General features: G+C 51.1%; 19 protein-coding genes and 1 riboswitch. Of the genes, 7 read left to right on the forward strand and 12 right to left on the reverse strand.

From position 1 onward, the window contains the following. Positions 1 to 14: 14 nt before the first annotated feature. Positions 15 to 521 carry a copper chaperone PCu(A)C gene (locus AC0L73_RS13380; RefSeq protein WP_227947712.1) on the forward strand — a complete coding sequence of 169 codons (507 nt, stop codon included), beginning with the start codon at positions 15 to 17 and terminating at the stop codon, positions 519 to 521. A 50-nt stretch (positions 522 to 571) separates the two neighbouring features. Here AC0L73_RS13380 and AC0L73_RS13385 read toward each other — a convergent pair whose 3' ends face one another. Continuing rightward, positions 572 to 1,402: an HTD2 family dehydratase gene (locus AC0L73_RS13385; RefSeq protein WP_227947711.1), complete on the reverse strand. Its 831-nt coding sequence runs from the start codon at positions 1,400 to 1,402 to the stop codon at positions 572 to 574. A gap of 93 nt (positions 1,403 to 1,495) precedes the next feature. Here AC0L73_RS13385 and AC0L73_RS13390 point away from each other — a divergent pair, with 93 nt between their 5' ends. Next, positions 1,496 to 2,452, forward strand: coding sequence for a CHAD domain-containing protein (locus AC0L73_RS13390; protein WP_227947710.1), 957 nt, complete (start codon positions 1,496 to 1,498; stop codon positions 2,450 to 2,452). A 6-nt stretch (positions 2,453 to 2,458) separates the two neighbouring features. On the opposite strand, the gene AC0L73_RS13395 is transcribed toward AC0L73_RS13390, so the two are convergent. The 4 genes from AC0L73_RS13395 to AC0L73_RS13410 all read right to left on the reverse strand — a co-directional run bounded on the left by AC0L73_RS13395 (position 2,459) and on the right by AC0L73_RS13410 (position 7,259). Then, the gene (locus AC0L73_RS13395) at positions 2,459 to 3,262 is read right to left on the reverse strand and encodes a sterol desaturase family protein (protein WP_227947709.1); all 804 of its coding nucleotides are present in this window, start codon (positions 3,260 to 3,262) and stop codon (positions 2,459 to 2,461) included. 132 nt (positions 3,263 to 3,394) lie between these two features. Further along, complete coding sequence (locus AC0L73_RS13400; protein ID WP_227947708.1) at positions 3,395 to 3,940, reverse strand: NAD(P)-dependent oxidoreductase; 546 nt, start codon at positions 3,938 to 3,940, stop codon at positions 3,395 to 3,397. A gap of 73 nt (positions 3,941 to 4,013) precedes the next feature. Beyond that, on the reverse strand, positions 4,014 to 4,424 hold the full coding sequence (locus AC0L73_RS13405; protein WP_227947707.1) for a tellurite resistance TerB family protein: 411 nt from the start codon (positions 4,422 to 4,424) through the stop codon (positions 4,014 to 4,016). Positions 4,425 to 4,475: 51 nt separating this feature from the next. Further along, positions 4,476 to 7,259: an ATP-dependent DNA helicase gene (locus AC0L73_RS13410; protein WP_473653965.1), complete on the reverse strand. Its 2,784-nt coding sequence runs from the start codon at positions 7,257 to 7,259 to the stop codon at positions 4,476 to 4,478. A 106-nt stretch (positions 7,260 to 7,365) separates the two neighbouring features. Here AC0L73_RS13410 and AC0L73_RS13415 point away from each other — a divergent pair, with 106 nt between their 5' ends. Further along, positions 7,366 to 8,955 (forward strand): lysine--tRNA ligase, encoded by a 1,590-nt coding sequence (locus AC0L73_RS13415; RefSeq protein WP_473653966.1) that lies wholly within the window; start codon positions 7,366 to 7,368, stop codon positions 8,953 to 8,955. Between the two features lie 15 nt (positions 8,956 to 8,970). Here AC0L73_RS13415 and AC0L73_RS13420 read toward each other — a convergent pair whose 3' ends face one another. Beyond that, a complete protein-coding gene (locus AC0L73_RS13420) occupies positions 8,971 to 9,816 on the reverse strand; it encodes a branched-chain amino acid aminotransferase (RefSeq protein ID WP_473653967.1) in 846 nt (281 codons plus the stop codon). A gap of 163 nt (positions 9,817 to 9,979) precedes the next feature. On the opposite strand from AC0L73_RS13420, the gene AC0L73_RS13425 reads away from it, so the two are divergent. Together AC0L73_RS13425 and AC0L73_RS13430 are read left to right on the forward strand one after the other, a co-directional pair. Next, positions 9,980 to 10,321, forward strand: coding sequence for a DUF952 domain-containing protein (locus tag AC0L73_RS13425; protein WP_227947703.1), 342 nt, complete (start codon positions 9,980 to 9,982; stop codon positions 10,319 to 10,321). Between the two features lie 3 nt (positions 10,322 to 10,324). Beyond that, complete coding sequence (locus AC0L73_RS13430) at positions 10,325 to 11,392, forward strand: quinone-dependent dihydroorotate dehydrogenase (RefSeq protein ID WP_227947702.1); 1,068 nt, start codon at positions 10,325 to 10,327, stop codon at positions 11,390 to 11,392. A 2-nt stretch (positions 11,393 to 11,394) separates the two neighbouring features. On the opposite strand, the gene AC0L73_RS13435 is transcribed toward AC0L73_RS13430, so the two are convergent. Further along, positions 11,395 to 11,943 carry a cupin domain-containing protein gene (locus tag AC0L73_RS13435; RefSeq protein ID WP_415776483.1) on the reverse strand — a complete coding sequence of 183 codons (549 nt, stop codon included), beginning with the start codon at positions 11,941 to 11,943 and terminating at the stop codon, positions 11,395 to 11,397. 161 nt (positions 11,944 to 12,104) lie between these two features. On the opposite strand from AC0L73_RS13435, the gene aptA reads away from it, so the two are divergent. Both aptA and AC0L73_RS13445 read left to right on the forward strand, forming a co-directional pair. Then, entirely contained in the window at positions 12,105 to 13,433 is a 1,329-nt protein-coding gene (aptA, locus tag AC0L73_RS13440) for an omega-aminotransferase AptA (RefSeq protein ID WP_227947700.1), read from the forward strand. Positions 13,434 to 13,624: 191 nt separating this feature from the next. Then, positions 13,625 to 14,650, forward strand: a complete 1,026-nt coding sequence (locus AC0L73_RS13445; RefSeq protein WP_227947699.1) for a Fe(3+) ABC transporter substrate-binding protein — start codon at positions 13,625 to 13,627, stop codon at positions 14,648 to 14,650. Between the two features lie 63 nt (positions 14,651 to 14,713). Here AC0L73_RS13445 and AC0L73_RS13450 read toward each other — a convergent pair whose 3' ends face one another. From AC0L73_RS13450 to AC0L73_RS13470, 5 genes are all read right to left on the reverse strand, one after another. Further along, positions 14,714 to 15,652 carry an alpha/beta hydrolase gene (locus tag AC0L73_RS13450; protein ID WP_473653968.1) on the reverse strand — a complete coding sequence of 313 codons (939 nt, stop codon included), beginning with the start codon at positions 15,650 to 15,652 and terminating at the stop codon, positions 14,714 to 14,716. A 22-nt stretch (positions 15,653 to 15,674) separates the two neighbouring features. Next, the gene (locus AC0L73_RS13455) at positions 15,675 to 16,271 is read right to left on the reverse strand and encodes a 2-hydroxychromene-2-carboxylate isomerase (protein ID WP_227947697.1); all 597 of its coding nucleotides are present in this window, start codon (positions 16,269 to 16,271) and stop codon (positions 15,675 to 15,677) included. A gap of 46 nt (positions 16,272 to 16,317) precedes the next feature. Next, positions 16,318 to 17,430 (reverse strand): DUF2336 domain-containing protein, encoded by a 1,113-nt coding sequence (locus AC0L73_RS13460; RefSeq protein ID WP_473653969.1) that lies wholly within the window; start codon positions 17,428 to 17,430, stop codon positions 16,318 to 16,320. A 92-nt stretch (positions 17,431 to 17,522) separates the two neighbouring features. Beyond that, complete coding sequence (locus AC0L73_RS13465; RefSeq protein ID WP_473653970.1) at positions 17,523 to 18,857, reverse strand: deoxyguanosinetriphosphate triphosphohydrolase; 1,335 nt, start codon at positions 18,855 to 18,857, stop codon at positions 17,523 to 17,525. A gap of 97 nt (positions 18,858 to 18,954) precedes the next feature. Beyond that, positions 18,955 to 19,302 carry a hypothetical protein gene (locus AC0L73_RS13470; RefSeq protein WP_473653971.1) on the reverse strand — a complete coding sequence of 116 codons (348 nt, stop codon included), beginning with the start codon at positions 19,300 to 19,302 and terminating at the stop codon, positions 18,955 to 18,957. Between the two features lie 118 nt (positions 19,303 to 19,420). Beyond that, positions 19,421 to 19,566, forward strand: a riboswitch (FMN riboswitch). Positions 19,567 to 19,591 lie beyond the last annotated feature (25 nt).

Here is a 19,591-nt window from a genome sequence, read left to right on the forward strand (position 1 = left end):
ACGGATAAGGAAAAATGATGAAATACCTTAAATATCTCCCCTTTATTCTCTTGGTTGGGGTTTTGATCGTGAACGCGGAATCTGACCTGTTTGCCTCCCACGCATCCGAGAAGAATGGAATGGCTGTGAAAGACGCCTGGTCGCGGGCACGTCCTGCGAATGCTGCGGTCGGCGGTGCCTTTATGACCTTGCATAACATGGAAGGCGAGGCAGATCGTCTTGTTGCCGCAGAGAGCCCCATTGCTGATCGGGTGGAAATTCATAATAGCATCATGAAAGACGGTGTTATGAGCATGGTGCGGATGGACGAATTGCTTATTCCCGCAGGGGAGACAGTAATGTTGAAACCGGGCAGTTTCCACGTCATGCTCATGGGCCTGAAAAAGCCACTTCACAAGGGATCAGAATTTCCAGTGACGCTCAATTTTGCGCGCGCCGGGCAGATTACGGTTACCGTTCATGTGAAGGACGCAGGTGCAATGGACATGAAAATGCATGACCATAAGCACAAACAAGACTAGTTTGTAATTACAGATTCAATGAAAAGGGGCCGCTTGTACGGCCCCTTTTTTTAGAATTCTGCGGTTGCTTTGACGGCAAGTTCACCCGTGGGTCCCTGGACCCAAACGCTGCACGCGTCATTATTCTCAGGCTTTCCATCCAGTGTGAAAGAGGCGATGTCGAAAATCGGATTGAAGTTGCGAAAGCTGAATTTCCGAAGCGGTCGCCCATCCATTTTGTTGACCGCAAGACGCATTAACAAAGTACCCAGAAGAGGCCCGTGCACGACAAGGCCCGGATATCCTTCCTTCTCAAGGCAATACTCACGATCATAATGAATGCGATGTCCGTTGAAGGTAAGGGCGGAATAACGGAATAGCATAACGGAATCAGGTTTCACCGTTTCTTCCCAAACGCCGTCATCAGGGGCGCCTTGCATGTCCTTTTTGCCGCTGCTGGCCACGCCTGCAGCTTCGCGGAAAACGATATCATGCTCTTCTGTCAGGCATAATCCGGCTTGATTCATCACTTGATGTTCGACTGTGACAAAAACCAGCGCACCTGTTCGTCCCTGCTTTTCCACGACGCTCTTGATCGTCGAAATCTTTTTGGCTTTGTCGCCAGCACGTAGCGGGGCATGAAATTCGAGCCTTCCGCCCGCCCACATCCGTCGTGGCAGTTCCACAGGGGGCAAAAAATCCCCCTTGATTGGATGCCCGTCAGGGCCGATTCGGGATTGTCTGTCAGTCGGTAAAAAATACATCCAGTGTCCCCCTGGAGGAACAATGTCGGAGGCGGGGTCGCCTTCATCCATAAGGGCCGCAAAGCCGTTCAGTGACTGTTGATGTATGATTTCTTCATGAGATATTTGATTGCCAACCCAGTTTTCCAGTTTTTTCATTTGTTTTTATCTCTTGGTTGCTTTTCGTATCATGGTTTGAATAGCATAAATGCATTATAGTTGGGGTAAATCTTACTAGCCAGAAGAGTCGTGATGTCATCCAAGTCGAAAGTTCATAAATTATCGCATATCGATCTTACGGAAAGTATGGATGTCGAGACAGCGGCGAAAGCGATTTTTCACGGGTGCGCCCATCATCTGAAGGAAAATTTTCGACAGTTCAAGGACGAGGGAGATCCGTTGGCGTTGATGCAAATTCGCATCGGGGTGCGCCGCATGCGCGTAGCGCTGTATATTTTTCGCGCCATCATCCCAAAGGAAATTCGAGCGAAATTTAACCGGGAATACCGTTATTTTGGAAACCTCCTTGGTGATGCCCGGAATATGGATGTATTTCTGGATAGTACGCTCATGCCTGAAATCAAGACTAAGGATTTTAGGAAGGTGTCGAAAGAACTTCTGATGCTGGGGGAGGAATTTCGCGCCGAAGAATATGACATCATAATACATGAAATCTCCGGCGGCCATTTTGAACGGCTATCTAAATCCTTTGACAAATGGCTGCAGGGAAACTGGGCGACAAAGCTCGGCAGGTCCGCGCGCAAAATCATGAGTAGCCCCGTTGCGCCTTTTGCCTTGAATGCGATCGAAGAGGGTGGCGTTGAACTTTTAAATCGCGGAGCAGATGTGGAAAATCTCTCGGCCAACGAGCTCCATGATTTGCGTAAATATATAAAACGCTCCCGCTATCATTTGCGGTTTTTTTCCTCCCTGATTCGCAAGGAAAAAATTGATGAGGGATATGATCTTCTGGTTCAGATGCAGGATTATCTTGGCCATATTAATGATGTGAAAGAAGGTATGGTCATCCTCAGCCAGTTGAGCGCTGCCGTACGCGCCGAGTATTTTGCCGAAGCATTGCGCTTCAATGCCCGGGTTTATTGTGATGCCAGTAAAGAAGTGGAGCAGAATCTGAAGGAGTTTCTGAAGCTCTGGCGGAAATTTGAGGATTTCACTGTCGATAAAAAGGATTTGCGAAAGGCGACCTGAGGCTGTTTATCGTTTAACGAACGGAAGAGACAGCATCCAGAGAATACTTTGTTTGCGTTCTTCCTGATACTCGCTAAGGCCAATGGTCATTTTGTCATGGCCTGCCGATGGCTGGGGAAGATAAGTGCCGAATAGATAGTCCCACCAGGGCAGGTTAAAGCCGTAATTGCTGTTATGCTCTCCCCGTATCACCGAATGATGAACGCGATGCATGTCCGGGGTGACAACAATTTTTCGCATTATCTGATCGATTTTTTCCGGTAAGCCTGCGTTGGCATGATTGAACATGGCGACTGAGCTCAAAAGAATTTCGAATATAATTACTGCCACAACGGGTGGACCCAGCAAGAAGACAACCACCAGCTTGAGCAGCATGGAAAGAAAGATTTCTACGGGGTGAAATCGGGCGCCGGTAGAGACATCATAGTCGACATCTGCATGGTGCATTTTATGAAATCGCCAGAGAAAGCCGACGCGATGAAAGATTACATGCTGCCAGTATATCACCAAATCCTGTAGGATAACCGCAATCACGATGGAAAGTGCGATCGGTATTTCAATGATATTGAGGAGGCCCCAGCCATTTTCTTCGGCAATTGCGGCTAGCCCGACCGCCAGAATGGGGAATAGCAGCCGTAGTAGAAAGGTGTTCAGGAACGTCACGCCGAAATTGTTCAGCCATCGCCACAGGGTCGAAACAGTTTGTGGGCGTTTCGGGGCGACGACCTGCCAAATACCAATCATCCCGAGCGTTCCCAGAAAAAAGCTCAGGCGGATGGTCGGTTCATGGCTCGCAATGTAATCCAGCATGATTTTGTCAGAGTCTCCTTCGTTCCTCTGACAAAATAGGGCGCTCCAAATGAAATAACCATTGAAATCATCGGCATAGCGAAAACGTGAAGATCCACTAAACTTCGTGATCGGATCTTGTGTGAGGCCGCGCTAATTGATAGGCACAGCCGCCTGACCCGATCCGATCTCTCCCATATGCTTTATGTCGCGGCCGACTTCCTCCAGAATTGGACACGCGCGGTCAAAATCTTCTGCTCGGCCGCCAACGCGAATACTAAGCCGACCCTCGGTCGCGTCCTGCTCACTTCCTATCGCCGGGGCATCCAACCAATGGGCGCCTTTTTCCTCCACCATTTTGGCATATTTTTTCGTAGCTTCGGAGGAGGTCTGACCAAGATCAACTATTAGCGCGCCGCTTGCAAGATTGGAAAGCAACCCGTCTGGCCCATTGAGAAAAGCGTCAATCAGTGCCTGTTTAGACAGCATCAGGAAAATGATGCCATCCTTTATCTGGTCATTCACTTCACTCGGCGCTTTGTACAAATTGACCGCATCGCGGGCCATTTTATAGCGCAAAGCTGGTGAACGGCTTGTTGCATGGACATCTGCACCACGCGCTTTTAGCCGCCGTAATACTGGCCGACCAACGTCGCCGAGCCCTAAAAACCCGACAGAAACCCCTGTTAAACCACCCATTAATAACCCTCCCACTTTTATTATTAAAAAGGATTATTATCGGATGTCAGCCGTTTGGCAAATATTAGTTATATCAGGGGCGGGCGTACCGGACGGCGGAACCACGCTCGATCGCGGCGGCAGTGAGGCGATCGACGTCAAGTCCATGGCGTAGCATTTCAAGCATACGAAGTTCTTCCTGGCTCAACTGGCCATCAGAAACCGCGACGTCGCAAGCAAGGGCGTAGGCCGTATCGTAAATCTTTTTTGGCAGAACAGCCCGGATCTTGCCAATGATTTCGTCCAGTTTTTGGTCTCCGTTCAGCATGTCGACGCAAGTCGTCGCATCATCCGGAAGATGTTCTTCCTCGTAATCGGCAAATACCGGAAGGGTGCGGACTATCTCACCGATTGTGAACAGTTCCCGGTCCGTCATTTCACGGTCTGCAGCGGATACAATTACCATTGTTGAAATAAGGGCGGTATGCAGGTTAAGCGTCGTCATGCGACAGTATCTCCGGTCTGAAATGAAACAATTACTCACAGGATATGAGGTTCATTCCCGATTATCCAATGATATTTTTTTCAATGCCTGTTCTTTTTCGGAAATAAAATTCCGGGTAAGCGCTATGGCGTCTTTCAGGCCAAGCCGATGGATCTCGACTTCCGGTGGAAAGGCGGAGGCAAGGCGGGAGGGCATCATGCTATCCAGCATCACGAAGACGCCGAAGTCATTTTCTCGCCTAAGCAATCGGCCAAAAGCCTGCTTTAGTTTAAGGCGAGTCAGCTTGTCATCATATTTACTGCCGCCAAAAGCCTTCTTACGGGCTTTATGCTTGATATCGGGGCGCGGCCAGGGGAGCCGGTCGAAAACGAGAAGGCGCAGGGACCTGCCCGGCACATCAACGCCATCGCGAACGGCATCCGTACCTAGCAGGATTGAGTTTTCCTCCTCCCGAAAAATATCGACGAGCGTTGATGTATCCAGCGCATCCTGATGTTGGGCATAGAGGTCATATCCGGCAGCGGCGAGAGGCTTTTTGATATTTTCATGCACTGCGCGCAGACGCCAGATTGCCGTAAAGAGGCCCAAGGCGCCGCCACCGCTTGCGAGAAATAATTCACGATAGGCAGCGGATACTTCCTTCATATGATCCCGTCGGACGTCCGTGACAACAATCACCCGTGTCTGATTGGCGAAGTTAAAAGGGGAGGCGAAATGCGATCGCATCGGCGGCAACACCATATGGTGCGCGCCGGTTCGCATATCCGCCGACTGCCAGCTTTCCTCCCCATCATGGTTGTCGCGCAAGGTTGCGGAGGTAATGACGGCGCCATGGGATTTTTTCAGGACGGTTTCCGCGAAGGGGAATGTCGGGTCGACATAGCTCCTGTAATAGCCGAGATCGAGCTCGCGCCCGCCGATGCGCTCAATCGCGAACCAATCTACGAACCCGTCAGGCGTTGGGTTTTCTATTTCCTTCAGCATGGCGCGCCAGGGTGCAATATTCATCGTAACGCGGCGCGTAATGCCCTGCACGGCAGCTTCAATCCGGTGGCGCGTGGCGCTATCGAGGTCTTCGGCTTCCGTATCCAGCCGGTTTAGTAGAATTTTACCAAGTGTGATCATTGGACCGGCCAGACCGCTCAAGGCCTTGTCCAGTTTCTCTGCCGCGTCAGCCAAGCCGGGGAGAATTTCGTCAATTGTACATTCGATAGAGTAGGGGCTGTCCGGTTGCCTGCATCTTGCGAGAACCTGACTCCGGACAAAACTGAGTAATTCCTCCATCGGGCCGCTTGGTGCACCGTCGCGCACACGGGTTAGCCAGCCATCTGTCGGCAGTCTGCGCGCTGCTCGCATGGCTTTTTGTAGAGCATCAGCGCCCTTCTCATCATCACCGATTAAGTCCCCGATACGGTTTTCAAGGCCGCGCATCCTGCTTTTCCGACCTGTATCACTTCCCGCGATCCAGCGTCGCAGCTCCGCTGTTTCTTGCCCGGTTAAGTGCGCGGCAAAGGCACTGTCCGCGGCATCGAACAAATGATGGCCTTCATCAAATACATAACGCTTGGGAAGATAGGGATCGTCCGGGCGTGTTGCCCCGTTTATCATCACGAGGGCATGATTGGCGATGACGATGTCCGCTTTGCGTGCCTTACGGCTTGATTTTTCGATAAAGCATTTTCGATAATGCGGACAGGCGGAATAGATGCATTCCCCCCGCCGGTCAGCAAGTCGGATGACACGAGACCGACCTTCCAGCTCCAGCAGCCAGCTTGGAAAGTCGCCACCCACCATATCGCCGTCGCGGGTTGCGGATATCCATCTCGCGACAAGGCCCTGAACAATCTGTTCAGATTTTGGTGCGGCGCCTCCTTGTAGAGCCTCCTCAAAATTCAGAAGGCATAGATAATTTTCCCGGCCCTTCCTGACGACGGCCTTTTCCATTTTTTCCGCAGGAATTGGGTAAAGGCGGTTGAGTTCACCATCAATCTGCCGCTGCAGGTTCTTTGTAAACGTGGAAATCCAGACCGCCGCCCCATTCTTTTCCGCCCACAGGCTGGCAGGTGCTATATATCCAAGTGTCTTGCCCGTACCGGTCCCAGCTTCCGCGAGAACGAGGTTCGGGGCATCCGCCTGATCACGCGGAATAAAGGCATGGGAGGTGAGGGCGCTGAAATCTGCCTGCTGCGGCCTTGCTTCCGCATTGTCCCCTAACATTTCCTTGAGCCGCTCCCGCGCCTCGATCTCGCTGACAGCGATATCATCGGGCGGAGGCTCAGGTGCATAGTCTGCCCACTCCGAAAGGGTGCGCCATGTATCCATTCCGCCGAAGCGCTCCCGGCTCTCGGGTGTGCCAACGGCAGCTAGAATCGCCGGAGCCCAGTTCCACCCCGCCTGACCCATTGTCATGGCAATTGTGGATGCTTCAATTCGATATTTTTCATTTAAACCGGTTAAATATTTTAATATAGAATTTGCAGCTTCGAACAGGGTCAGTGTTTGCTCTTCCGTATCGGCTGTTATCTCCAAATCGAGAGCACGAGCGACCCCTCTTGCTGTTGGGAGGCATTGCCGCGCTGGAAAGGCAAAGGCAAAGAGTTCCAGCAGGTCATATGCAGGGAAGGGATTAATGCCAAGGCGCTGCGCCATATTTAGTCGATGAACCAGCAAGGGAGGTTGGCTAACGACGCGGACAGCGGTCTCGTCAAGGGTGGTTTTTGCCATCTCGCCATCTGTCGTGAGCCAGTATCCACCATCTCCACCGAGCACAAGAACGGGTGCGTCGGGCAGCTTGATATCTCCATAAGCAGGGCTGTTGTCGTTTTTTTCAGTCATTTTTCCCATTTGCGCATGCAAATTTGCCTTGCGATCGTTGACGGCACCTGTTTGTGCGCCTACATTCCGCGCTTTCTAGTGATCCCTTCTTCCAACGAGGTTTATAATGTCATCGGACGCGGAAATTGCACTATCGAGCAACTCCTGGGCTTTTGTCGAGGCAAAAAAACTTGTGGATCGCTATGCGAAGAAAGCACCGGAAAAAGGTTATGTGTTGTTCGAGACCGGATACGGTCCGTCTGGCCTGCCACATATAGGTACGTTTGGGGAAGTGGCGCGGACGTCTATGGTGCGACACGCCTTTAGTATCCTCTCGGACATTCCGACGCGGCTGATCGCCTTTTCTGACGATATGGACGGACTTCGTAAAGTACCGGACAATGTTCCGAACCAGGAACTGCTCGCGGCCAATCTGAATAAGCCGCTGACACAGGTGCCGGATCCATTTGGAACACATAACAGTTTTGGCGAACATAATAATGCTCGCCTGAAGGCTTTTCTCGATCAGTTCGGGTTTGAGTATGAGTTCCGTTCCTCTACCGAATGCTATAAGTCTGGCGAGTTCGATGAGAGTTTGATGCTCGTACTGAAACATTATGACGCGATCATTAATGTGATTCTGCCGACATTGGGGCCGGAACGGCGTGCAACTTATTCCCCTTTCCTGCCGATCTGCCCTCGCACGGGAGAGGTTCTACAGGTACCAGTTATTGCGCGGGATGAAGCGGCCGGAACCGTTACCTATAAGGACCCGGAAACAGGCGAAGACGTATCCGTCCCCGTCACTGGCGGTCATTGCAAGCTTCAATGGAAGGTAGATTGGGCGATGCGCTGGCATGCTCTTGACGTTGATTATGAAATGGCGGGTAAGGACTTGATCGACAGTGTGACCCTGTCCAGCAAGATTGTCCGGATTATGGGCAAAATGCCGCCGGAAGGCTTTAACTACGAACTTTTCCTCGATCAGGAGGGGAAGAAAATATCAAAGTCAAAGGGCAATGGCATCACCATTGAGGAATGGCTGAAATATGCGTCACCCGAAAGTCTGTCACTTTACATGTACCAGAATCCGAAGAAGGCAAAGCGGCTGCATTTCGATGTGATCCCAAAGGCAGTTGATGAGTATTTTACGTTCCTCGGGAAATATTCAGAGCAGGAAGCGAAACAAAAATATGCCAACCCGGTTTGGCATATTCATTCAGGACATCCGCCGAGCGAAGGCCTGCCGATTACCTTTGGCATTCTGCTTAACTTGGCGGCGGTCGTGAACGCGCATGAACCCTCTGTGCTGTGGGGATTCATCTCTCGCTATGTGGACGGCGCGACGCCGGAGACCAATCCGGAGCTTGATAAGCTCGTTGGCTATGCGATCGCTTATTATCATGATTTTGTGAAACCGACAAAGCAGTACCGACTGCCGACGGAGAAAGAACGTAAGGCTCTGGAACAGCTCGTTGCATTGCTAAAAGAGTTGCCCGACGGTGCAGAGGCAGCGGATATCCAAAATGAGGTCTTCAATGTCGGTAATGAAAACGAATTTGAAAACCTGCGCGATTGGTTCAAGGCGCTTTATGAAACCCTGCTCGGGCAATCACAAGGCCCGCGGATGGGTTCCTTCATCGCCCTTTACGGTGTGAAGGAAACCATTCAACTTATCGAGCGTGTTCTGGCGGGGGAGGATTTGGGCGCGGCATAGCGCCTGCTTCCTTATCTAGAAAAGTTGGCTGTCGCGGGCGAAGTCCATATACATTGCACGCAGTTTCATGGCGACAGGGCCGGGCTGTAGCTCGCGATCCTTGATGCGGGTAACCGGCATGATCTTGCCAAAATTGCCACTGTTGAAGATTTCATCCGCTGTCATAACATCTTCGCGTGACATGAAAGTTTCCTGAACCTCGATTCCCGCGGCATCCGCCAGAATTTTCACCCGCGCCCGTGTTATGCCGGCAAGGAAACATCCTGTCGCGGCGGGCGTAAAGGCAACACCGTCTTTAACAGTCCAGATATTCGCGGTGGCAAATTCCGCCACATTGTCATTTGCATCCATCAGGATCGCGTTATCGAAACCGGCTTTACGCGCCGCAGCAACTGCGCGGCCGGAATTCGGATAGAGGCAAGACGCCTTGGCATCCGTCGGCGCCATGTCCCGTGCGGGGCGTCGTTCCTTCGCAAAATGGGCAGAAAAGCCGTCGGCCTCCGGCATAGGGCTATCATAAACGGCGAGGATAAATTCGGCGCTATCCGGCTCCGGATCAATAAATCCACCACGGGCGAAATACATCGGGCGGATATAAAGCTCTGATTCCTTGGGCAGCTTGCGAACAGCTTGCTTGCAAAGATCGATCACCTCCTCGGTTTCCATGGTTGGCTCAAACCCGAGCGCTCTGGCCGAGCGAGCCAGACGGGCGCAATGTTTATCTAAGTCTGGGGCCATCCCCTGAAAAGACCGTGCGCCGTCAAAAACTGTTGAGGACATCCAGAAAGCATGATCCATCGGGCCGGTTACCCGCGGGCTTTCATCATACCAGTCACCATTGTAGAAAAAAACACCAGCCATGTTTGAAGCACCTTCATTATCTTGCAGTCCAAAATTTCTATCAGATAAAAGTCGATATAGGCAAGCGCTGTGCTAGCGACCTCCATCACAGATAGTTGTTTTCGCTTCTCAAAAGTTTAGCCATCCTGTAGTTATGCGGCGGAACTGAGGATGGAAAGCTGACATGACAGTAATTTATCATATGGCGGACAAGGCGGATTGGCAGTCGGCACTGGAAACCGGTGTCTACGAAGGCACAGCCGCAGATAAAGCGGATGGTTTTATTCATTTTTCAACGCGGCAGACTGTTGCCGAAAGTGCGGCAAAGCACAGAGCGGGCGCTGGAAACCTGCTCTTGATATCGATTGATGCCGATCTTCTGGGCGATGATCTGAAATGGGAATCAGCGCGTGGTGGAATTATGTTTCCGCATCTATACGGTCCGCTTGATCCCGCCCTGGTGAAAGAGGTCGTGGATTTACCACTCGGCCCAGATAATCTTCATATTTTTCCGGAGCTGGAATAGCAGTTGGGCAATTTTTATCAAATTCTGCGACCGTTTCTTTTCGCATTTGAGGCTGAGAAGGCGCATAACCTGTCGATCCGGGCGCTGAAGAATGGACTGCTGCCACGCGTAGACAACACGGTCGACCCCATCCTCGAAAGCAAGGTTTTTGGTCTTAACTTTCCCAATCCTATCGGACTCGCGGCGGGATATGATAAGAATGGGGAGGCGCTAACAGCCCTATCCGGGCTTGGGTTTGGTTTTTTGGAAGCCGGAAGCATTACCCCGCAGCCGCAGCCGGGCAATCCCAAGCCCAGGATTTTTCGCCTTACAGACGACGAGGCGGTGATCAATCGGCTCGGATTTAATAACAAAGGCCTGGAAGAGGCCGCGCGGAACTTTGCCAATAAGCCTTCCTCCCTGATTGTTGGCGCGAACCTTGGGGCGAATAAGGACAGCAGGGACCGGATCGCGGATTACGTAATGGGCATGGAAAAACTTGCTCCGCGAGCAAACTATGTGACTGTCAATATCTCTTCGCCCAATACGCCGGGCCTTCGGGCGCTTCAGGGACGGGCGGAACTGGAAGATTTGCTCGGAAGGATCAGTGAAAAACGGCGAGGCATGGTAGCGGAGGGAACAGCCTTCTTTCCAATTCTCCTTAAAATCGCACCGGACCTGACCGACGCTGACAAGGCGGATATCGCGGCAGCAGTGCTCGATCATCAAATCGACGGGTTGGTTATCAGCAATACGACGATTACCCGGCCCGAAAGCCTGCGGAGTCCGCAAAAATCTGAAACAGGTGGGTTGAGTGGTCAGCCGCTGAAACATATCTCCCTTGCTGTGTTGAAGGACATGTATCAGGCAACCGGGGGTAAGTTACCCATTGTCGGGGTCGGTGGTATTCAAAGCGCGGAAGATGCCTATGCACGTATCCGGGCAGGGGCCTCACTTCTGCAGCTCTATAGTGCAATGGTTTATAGGGGCCCTTATGTTGCAGTGGAAATTGCGAAAGGCCTCGCGCGCAAATTGCGGGAGGACAATTTAGCTTCGATTGAGGTAGCTATCGGTATTGATACACCGCTTTAATCTTAAAAGCTCGGTGGTGTGCAGGCGCTGACGACGACGACTTCTTCTTCACCTAACGCGCGGAATCGGTGCGGGCGGTGGCTTTCGAAGTAATAGGCATCACCGGCCTTGAGAACCTTCTTATCCGCGCCAACGGTTACCTCTAATCTGCCTTTGACAATGACACCGGCTTCCTCCCCCTGATGGGATAACATGTTTCGTCCCGTGTCAGCGCCGGGAGAGTAGATTTCATGTAAAACCTGCAAAGCTTTCCCGGTAAGATCGCGCCCGACCTGCCGATAAGAGATATTTCCCTCGGAAATAGTCGTCAACTCGTCGCGTTCATAAAAAATTTTGCGGCGAGATGAAAAGTCATTTGCAAAGAAATCAGCAAGGCCGACCGGAAAACCGTCCAGTACTTTCTTGAGCGAACCAACAGCAGGGCTTGTCCGGTTCTGTTCTATCATGGAAATGGTTCCATTGGTCACGCCGGCCCTTTTTGCAAGTTCGCGCTGGGATAGGCCATGCTGCTCTCTTAGGCTGCGCAACCGTGCGCCAAGATCAAAGTCCATCATTATAGTTTTCCCATGATTCGCCATAGTGTTTAGATTTTTAAACATAAACATCATCATGACAACGATGAATCCTCAGAAAACAGAGATTTATTTTTCATCTTGTGCAAATAAATAACCCGGATAATGTCGATGAAACTATTATCCGGGAGTGCTTCAATATGTCTGATACCGCCGCTTCAAGTCCAAACAACCTCGACGCCTTTTGGATGCCTTTCACGGCAAACAGGCAGTTCAAATCGAACCCTCGCATGCTTGTTGGTGCCAAGGGGATGTTTTACAAAAATGCCGAGGGGCAATCGATCCTTGATGGTACATCAGGGCTCTGGTGCTGTAATGCAGGCCATGGCGACCCGCGTGTCGTCAATGCCGTCAGTCAGCAGATAGCGGAACTGGACTATGCGCCCTCATTTCAGATGGGCCATCCGAAAATTTTTGAACTGGCCGCGCGCGTCACCGGGATGTTCCCAAGTGGTCTGGATCATATGTTCTTCACGAATTCCGGATCTGAATCAGTCGACACGGCGCTTAAAATTGCGTTGGCATATCACCGCGCACGTGGAGAAGGTACCCGGACCCGCCTGATCGGAAGGGAGCGAGGATATCACGGAACCGGCTTTGGCGGCATTTCCGTTGGTGGCATTGTCGCAAACCGACGGACGTTTGGTACAATGCTGACAGGCGTGGATCACATTCCGCATACTCATCTCCCGGAAAAGAATGCCTTTTCCCGCGGCCAGCCCGAGCATGGCGCGGAGCTTGCCGATGAGCTTGAGCGGCTGGTAACGCTGCATGACGCTTCTACTATCGCGGCTGTCATTGTTGAGCCGGTTGCGGGTTCAACCGGCGTTATCCTGCCGCCAAAAGGATATTTGGAGCGGCTTCGGAAGATTTGCGACAAGCATGGTATCCTGCTGATCTTTGATGAGGTGATCACAGGTTTTGGGCGACTTGGCGCGCCCTTTGCGACCGATTTTTTCGGCGTTAAACCCGACCTGGTTACGCTTGCAAAAGGGCTTACCAGTGGCACGATCCCGATGGGCGGTGTTGTCTGTTCAAAAGATATTTACGATGCCTTTATGACCGGACCGGACAATATGATTGAGCTGTTTCACGGCTATACCTATTCCGGTCACCCGGTTGCCGCCGCCGCCGCCCTCGCAACACTTGACTGTTATAAGGAGGACAACCTTTTTGAACGGGCGAACGAGATTGCATCCTATTGGGAAGATGCCCTGCACTCACTTAAGGGTGTTCCCAATGTCATTGATTTGCGCAATCTCGGACTAATCGGCGCGATCGAATTGGAGCCCATTCCCGATAAGCCCACGGCGCGGGCATATGAAGCCTTCATCAAATGTTATGAAAAGGGTCTGATGATACGCACGACGGGGGACATTATCGCACTTTCGCCGCCGCTAATTGTTGAAAAAAGCCATATCGATCAAATCTTTGACACGTTACGTACTGTGTTGAAAGAGGTGGCCTGAGGAATTAGCCATCCTTCCTTTCGATCGCATCGGGTTTTATATTTATGAGTACTGGACGGAGGCAATTTTGCCTCCGTATTTTTTCGCATATTATATAATATTGAAAGTCAGAATGACTTGCAATTGCTGCATTTCCGGTTTAAGACTCCCTGCTAATTGAGAATAATATTCATTATCGATGAGGATCTAAAATGCGCTTGAAATATACTGCCTCCCTTGCCTTGGCGGCCGTTGCTATGACTTCCATGGCGACGCCTGCGCTCTCGGCGGAAGAGGTAAATCTATATTCCACACGGCAGGAAAGCCTGATCCGTCCGATTCTTGACGAGTTTGAGAAGGACAATAACATCAAGGTAAATGTTGTGTTTGCCAAAAAAGGCATGCTGGAGCGGTTGAAGTCTGAGGGAATGAACAGTCCCGCTGATGCCGTTCTGACCGTTGATATCAGCCGTATTGCAGCACATAAGGCTGCAGGCGTGTTGCAGCCAATTGAGTCAGAAAAATTGGATGCAAATATTCCGGCTCACTATCGCGATCCGGCCGGAGAATGGTTTGGGCTGTCAGCAAGAAGCCGCGTCATTTTCTATTCGAAAGATCGTGTGAAACCGTCTGAGCTTTCGACATATGAGGATCTGGCTGACCCGAAATGGAAGGGCCGTATTTGCGTCCGTTCTTCCAGCAATGCCTATAACCAATCACTGTTGGCCTCACTCGTCGTTCATAACGGAGCGGAAGCTGCAGAAAAATGGGCTCAGGGCATTAAGGACAATCTCGCTCGCAAACCTCAGGGTGGTGATCGTGACCAGATTAAAGCGGTTGCAGCTGGCGAATGTGACATCGCGATTGCAAACACTTATTACTATGGTGCCATGCAGAATTCTGATGATGCGGTTCAGCTGGATGCCACTAAAAAGGTAGCTATGTTCTGGCCGAACCAAGACGGGCGCGGTGCGCATTTCAATATTTCCGGCGCGGGTGTTACAAAGTCGGCGAAAAACAAGGAAGCTGCGGTTAAGTTGATCGAATATCTTTCCGATACAAAGGCTCAGGAATTCTATGCCTCCACCAACTATGAATTTCCGGTTAAATCCGGCGTAGAGCTGGATGAAACAGTTGAAAGCTGGGGCGAATTCAAGGCGGACGAAGTTGGTCTTGATAAAGTCGCGGACGCTCAGACAGAAGCCGTCAAGATTTTCGACCGCGTTGGCTGGCGCTAAAATTTAGTCGATACGAATAAAAAAGGGGCCTATTGGCCCCTTTCTTTATGCGCTGTGGCGTGGTTATTTAGAAAAGGCTTCGCGAAGTGCCGCGACTCCTTCATTGACGCATTCTGTGGATTTATCGACCACACTCCCGAGATTTATGAAGCCATGCACCATGCCTTCATAATGGGTATGCTTGGCTTCGCAACCTTCTTTGTTCATGCGTTCCGCATAGGCGATTGCCTCATCCTGCAGGGGATCGAATCCGGCGGTCTGAATCAGGGCAGGTGGAAGGCCTTTGAGGCTTTCTGCGCGTAACGGTGACGCCCGCCAATCCTTTTTATCTGCGTCGTTTTTTAGATAATGGCCCTGGAAATATTCCATCATTGAACGCGTCAGAAAATATCCTTCCGCAAATTTTTCATGGGACGGGGTAGTCATTTCCATATCGGTCGCCGGATAGATCAGCCATTGGAACTTCGGCAGATAGGAATTTTCTTTAAGTGCGGCCAAGCAGACGACGGCCGAGAGATTCCCGCCCGCGCTATCGCCACCTACCGCAATTTTATCCGGGTTGCCATTATACTCTGCGATATTTTCTGCTGTCCAATTGAGAGCCGCAACGGAATCTTGGACAGTTGCCGGGAATGGGTGCTCCGGACCCATGCGATAATCCACGGACACAACAACAAAGGGGCCGGAGTTCGCAATCAGGCGGCACAGGCTGTCATGGGTATCGCGACTGCCGATGACCCATCCACCGCCGTGATAATACACAAGAACGGGCAATGAGTTTGTCATCCCGACCGGCTGGTAGATACGAATGGGGACATCGCCAATTGGTCCAGGAATGTCGAGATCGATTGCCTTGCCAATATCTACATCCTTGAAAGTTAACGTCAGTGCTCTTTCTTCATAGGCGGCCTTAGCTTCGGTTGGGGTTAATTGATCAAGTGACGGCAATCCCTTCTCTTCAGCAATATCAAGCACCCATTTTGCCTGTGGATCTAAAGCCATTCCCTGTCTCCTTTTTCTATACTTATTTCTTGAGGGCTTTCTCTACAAACTGAAGCCGATCCTGACCCCAGAACAGCTCATCTCCAATGATATATGTCGGAGCTCCGAACACGCCCCTTGCGATCGCGTCATCCGTGTTCTTATCATAGAGTGCTTTGATTTCAGGAGCCTGGCTTTCTTTCAGCAACTCAGCGCCATTGAGGCCTGCCCGATTAGCCACTTCAACCGCTGTGGCTTCATCTGCAATATTGCCCTCCTCAATCCAGACTAATCGCTGAAACATCCCGGTGAGGCCGATTGCGTCTCCGCCGCGCATCGCCACAGTAGTGACCATCAACGCTGCGATCAGGTCCGAGGCGGGGAAAAACTTCGGGTGGATATTGATTGGGACGTTATGTTCCTCTCGCCATCTGGCGAGTTCCATCAGGCGATAACTTTTCCGTTGTTCACTTCGCTTGCCGAGCGGCAACCCGCCTGTTGCGGCGAATATAGTTCCGTAGTTGACGGGAATAACGTTAATCTTGGCGTCATTTTGCTTCGCCATCTTAAGGAAGCGATCATGGCCAAGAAAAGCCCAGGGCGATACAAGCGTCAGATAATAGTCGATGGATTTTGTCACGAGGCAATTCCGATTTTTGTTATTTGAATTGCCTAGAGTTTAAAGGTCAATGGAGGCGTTTGGGAAGCAGTTTTTCCATCAACCCTTCGAGAGACATGCCATCTTCCCACCCGTAAGTTTCCGCTATCCGATCGATCATACGTTGGCGAAAATTATCTAGATCGGCGCGCGGATGATAATGGGTTGCTTTACGATGCTCTTCCATCGCTGTTTTAAAGGCTGTGTAGAGATAAGGCGGCAACTCAGCGCGGTCATAGAGGCGCTGAAAGCCGAGATAACCCCGCCCGGACGTCAGCGATACGACACGCTTCTTTGAAATACCAGAGGCATGACCAAGTGCGGCGGCAAAAAATGCGTGATTGCCGTTGATGAGCAAGCGCAACATCAGTGTCGCCGTCAGGCGCCCCTCCCGTTCAAGCGCGAGTGATTTCTTTTTCTGTTCGTGATCGGTCATTCTCCGATCCAGACTCTTGGCAAGTGCTTTTTCGCGGGCGTTGAGAATTTTTTGGACGGAAGTGGTGTTCTCTACAGGATTTCTCTCGATGAGAATTTGCTTATATTCTTCAGAAATAAAATCGAACAACCGAGAAACAATCTGCTCGGGGAGGAAGGGACGATGAACCAAAAGGGCTTGTATGGGGTCTATATCGCCAAAACGACCAAGGATATGATCATAGGCCGTCTTTCCGATAATCGCCGTTTCATTTCTCAAGCAGGCTTTGATGGCCGAGTAACATCCGATTTCGGCGATACAGGCCGTTGATTTCACACCAAGGTGCGGCCGCGAAGCAATAGTAGTTTGAATGTTGTTGCTGGCGGTTTGCAGGATCGTCCACAGATCCTCATCTGAAAGGATCGGTGAATGAGTGACGATAGGGGAGGATATCTCGTCTACGTCCAGAGCGAGCTTCATCGCCATTTCCTTAGACAGGAACTCACATTCCTTGACGGCATCGGCAATTGCATGCCGCACGGCCGTATCGATATCATTCACAAAATAATTGATGATAGCTTCTGTTAGTTCCAGGTCATCATCGGTCAATTCCCGCGCAACAAATCCTTCTGCCGCCGTGCGTGCGGTATTTATACGCATCGGCGTCGGCATTTTGGCAAACATTGCGGCGATATGGTCGCCATAAAGGGTAGAATCAACCAACATGGATGTCATCAGCCTGAAATCTAAAAAAATAATTCTAGGAGATTTAGGTTAATAGGGGGTTACTAGCTGCTAAAAACTCTAGGAAAGCGGGATTAAACAATCCCTCTGATCTCGCGGAACTGTCGTACCGCGAAAGAATCGGTCATGCCCGAGACGAAATCAGTAATGCCGAGAAGCCAGTCATAACGTTTGCCTGGGTTCTCATTGCCGTCCGGAAAAAGGGTCATCAGGACGGAGGATCTTGGGTTCATAGCCGTGCCGTCACGATTAAATCTTTCCCAATCGAGGTTGGCGTCATAAAACGCATCCAACAGGGTCGTAAGTATTTCCGAGCCGCTCAATTCGGCCTGAATACGCTCCGGATGGCGGTAGATCTCACGCTGACAGAGCGCGTATATTTCATCGAAGAGTTTTGCCCGCCGCGAATGATGTAAGAGGTCTCCTTTGAAGTTTCCGGCGAGAATTTCTCCTTCACAATCCTTGAAGATGTCGGAGACTTCTCCAATCAGGCGGCCGATACATTTTGCGCGAAGATAGGAAATTCGCTCCGATGGATCATCGACTTCCGCATAGCGCTTTGGTTTGTCGCCAAGAATGCGCAGCATCAAATCTTCGGTTTCACCATAGCCAAGGCGGCCAAGTTTATACCCATCCTCGATGTCGACGACGCTGTAGCAGATATCATCTGCCGCTTCGACCAGGTAGGCGAGGGGGTGCCGGCACCAGTAGTCATCATTTCCCCGCTGAAGCAGCCCAAGCTCATCCGCAATTTCGTGAAATGCTTTGAGTTCGGACTGCATTACCCCAAATTTTTTGCCGCCGCTGTCTGCCGGGGACGGAGCGGAGACAATGGAGGTCCGAGGATATTTCATGAATGTTCCGAGAGTGGCATAGGTCAGCCGCAAACCGCCGGCATTTCGCCAGTTCTGCAATTTCGTCAGAATACGAAATCCTTGCGCATTGCCTTCAAAGAGCTCGAGGTCGCGAGCCTCGTCTTCGCTTAAGCCTTCCGCCCGCTCCGCTGCGCCATGGCCATTCTTGAACCAGTGGCGGATAATCTCTTCGCCGAAATGCCCAAAAGGCGGGTTGCCGATATCATGGGCAAGACAGGCGGCGGAGACTATATGACCGAAATCCGCGGGGCTATATTCACTGCCTTTTAAATGACGGTCGATAATGACCTGTCCGGCATTTGCACCAAGCGAGCGGCCAACGGACGCCACTTCCATGGAATGAGTAAGGCGGGTCCGCACGTAGTCGCTTTCCGCCAGAGTATGAACCTGTGTCTTGTCCTGCAACCGTCGAAAGGCGGAGGAAAAGACAATGCGGTCCTGATCTTTGTGAAACGGGCTGCGCGAGGCGATGACGGGATCGTTATGATCCTGCCCATAGCGCCGAGTCGAAAGAAGTTTGTTCCAGTCCATCATAGGGTCAAGCTACTTCATAACTACTTACTATTGAATGAATATTTTTATAGAGGGGCATAAAATCAACTGTCCACATCTTGGGCGCGACATGAATTTTTCAGCCCCATCCAGGGTAGGCGAGGATTAGTTCGGCCAAAAATTCGCGGTTGTTCCGATCCATAGACTGGATAATCCGGGAGAGGCTACCCAGACTTTCTTCGAATAGCTGATCAGCTGTCGCGCCTTCCCACAATGCGACAAGTGTCATCAGCATTCGTCGTTGTGCATGAGATAACTTGAGACCACCGCTGTCGGCCTGATCGCGCGTGATCGCGTCAATATTGGGCATCAGGTCGTAATGGCTATCGACGTCCTCAATCGGGCCGGAGGTGGTTTTGAAGTAGCGCTCCAACTGATTGTAGCGAATGACGTCTTTCAATAATGCCGTAAATGATTTTTCGTCCAACAGTGCCTCTTGTTTCAACAAAAAAGTGAAGGGACGCCAAAGTAATACATATGCGACTTCTTGCAAATCGGGAAAATATCCCTACTATAAACAGTGATATTTCCTCCTCATATAGAGGGAATGTTCTCAGGGCAGGGTGAAAGTCCCTACCGGCGGTAAAGAACAGGTTTCTGTTCAAGCCCGCGAGCGCCCGCTTCGGCGGGGTCAGCAGATTCGGTGTAAATCCGAAGCCGACGGTGATAGTCCGGATGGAAGAGAACAGGATAAAGGGTGGTCAGGCTATGCAGGT

Source organism: Sneathiella sp. D3-11 (assembly GCF_055809395.1).

Coding starts and splice junctions, on each gene's coding strand:
- AC0L73_RS13380 (WP_227947712.1), top strand. CDS start 15: ATGATGAAATACCTTAAATATCTCCCCTTTATTCTCTTGGTTGGGGTT.
- AC0L73_RS13385 (WP_227947711.1), bottom strand. CDS start 1,402: ATGAAAAAACTGGAAAACTGGGTTGGCAATCAAATATCTCATGAAGAA.
- AC0L73_RS13390 (WP_227947710.1), top strand. CDS start 1,496: ATGTCATCCAAGTCGAAAGTTCATAAATTATCGCATATCGATCTTACG.
- AC0L73_RS13395 (WP_227947709.1), bottom strand. CDS start 3,262: ATGCTGGATTACATTGCGAGCCATGAACCGACCATCCGCCTGAGCTTT.
- AC0L73_RS13400 (WP_227947708.1), bottom strand. CDS start 3,940: ATGGGTGGTTTAACAGGGGTTTCTGTCGGGTTTTTAGGGCTCGGCGAC.
- AC0L73_RS13405 (WP_227947707.1), bottom strand. CDS start 4,424: ATGACGACGCTTAACCTGCATACCGCCCTTATTTCAACAATGGTAATT.
- AC0L73_RS13410 (WP_473653965.1), bottom strand. CDS start 7,259: ATGACTGAAAAAAACGACAACAGCCCTGCTTATGGAGATATCAAGCTG.
- AC0L73_RS13415 (WP_473653966.1), top strand. CDS start 7,366: ATGTCATCGGACGCGGAAATTGCACTATCGAGCAACTCCTGGGCTTTT.
- AC0L73_RS13420 (WP_473653967.1), bottom strand. CDS start 9,816: ATGGCTGGTGTTTTTTTCTACAATGGTGACTGGTATGATGAAAGCCCG.
- AC0L73_RS13425 (WP_227947703.1), top strand. CDS start 9,980: ATGACAGTAATTTATCATATGGCGGACAAGGCGGATTGGCAGTCGGCA.
- AC0L73_RS13435 (WP_415776483.1), bottom strand. CDS start 11,943: ATGGACTTTGATCTTGGCGCACGGTTGCGCAGCCTAAGAGAGCAGCAT.
- aptA (WP_227947700.1), top strand. CDS start 12,105: ATGTCTGATACCGCCGCTTCAAGTCCAAACAACCTCGACGCCTTTTGG.
- AC0L73_RS13445 (WP_227947699.1), top strand. CDS start 13,625: ATGCGCTTGAAATATACTGCCTCCCTTGCCTTGGCGGCCGTTGCTATG.
- AC0L73_RS13450 (WP_473653968.1), bottom strand. CDS start 15,652: ATGGCTTTAGATCCACAGGCAAAATGGGTGCTTGATATTGCTGAAGAG.
- AC0L73_RS13460 (WP_473653969.1), bottom strand. CDS start 17,430: ATGTTGGTTGATTCTACCCTTTATGGCGACCATATCGCCGCAATGTTT.
- AC0L73_RS13465 (WP_473653970.1), bottom strand. CDS start 18,857: ATGATGGACTGGAACAAACTTCTTTCGACTCGGCGCTATGGGCAGGAT.